Genomic DNA, 765 nt, shown 5'->3' with positions numbered 1-765 from the left:
GGTCGAGGGGTGTCGTCAGGGCGTGGGCGAGGAGGGTGGAAGGCATCCGCCGAGCCTAGGGGGAGTGTCCAGTGGGCTGAAGCAGAGCCGGACCGGGCGGAGGGTTCGAAGCCACGGCCGTGGGAGGTGGCCGGGGAGCCCCCGGTGCGATGGTTCGGCGGCCTCTTGGCCCGGCTCGACGAACGGGCCGGGTGACGCTCAACCGACCGGGGGACGCCAGAAACCCGTGGTCCGGTACCGCCACCAGTAAGGAACCGTCGGATCGACCGGCCACGCGGCCAGCTGAACGCCTTGGGGTTCGAAGTGGTCGCGCTCGGGATCGACAGGCCGCCAACTCCGGTCCTGCGGCTCGTCGTCCCGAGGTGGGCGGACGTGTTCCACGGACCGCTCATCGCAGGCCCCGAAAGCCTGGTAGTTCTGTTGCGCCTCGACCAGTGAGGTCCGGTTGGCGCCCACTTCCCGGTCGGGCCAGCGCAGCTGCAGGGCGTCGTCCTCCCAGAAGCACACCGGGCAGATCTCGTACGAGCCGGGTGGCTCGCCCATTGTCAGACGGCCGCAGCACACGCAGGGGTACTTGATGATCACGCCTGTCATCCTGTCCTACCGCGCAGTCGGCCCCGATCCGGACCTGCGGCTGCCGGTGCCTTGTCCAGGTCGAGTTCGATCGCGGGGATTCGCAGCCGGAAGCCGCCCGATCAGGTGGCTGCCGAGGGCCGCATACGTGGGGGTGTTCGTTGGGGTCGGTACGCGTGTGCGGGTGGGGGT

General features: G+C 69.8%; 1 protein-coding gene. It reads right to left on the bottom strand.

Annotated features, from left to right (window positions below; genetic code table 11):
- Positions 1 to 198: 198 nt before the first annotated feature.
- Positions 199 to 594 carry a CPCC family cysteine-rich protein gene (locus EF903_RS33285; RefSeq protein ID WP_185902970.1) on the bottom strand — a complete coding sequence of 132 codons (396 nt, stop codon included), beginning with the start codon at positions 592 to 594 and terminating at the stop codon, positions 199 to 201.
- Positions 595 to 765: the final 171 nt, after the last annotated feature.

The organism is Streptomyces sp. WAC05292, assembly GCF_003949955.1.
Lineage (GTDB): Bacteria > Actinomycetota > Actinomycetes > Streptomycetales > Streptomycetaceae > Streptomyces > Streptomyces globosus.
The sequence above is the reverse complement of the archived record's forward strand: the minus strand, read 5'-3'. Positions and strand labels throughout refer to the sequence as shown.

Bases quoted from the DNA above. Each gene is read 5' to 3' on its own strand.
- EF903_RS33285 (WP_185902970.1), bottom strand. From the start codon at position 594: ATGACAGGCGTGATCATCAAGTACCCCTGCGTGTGCTGCGGCCGTCTG.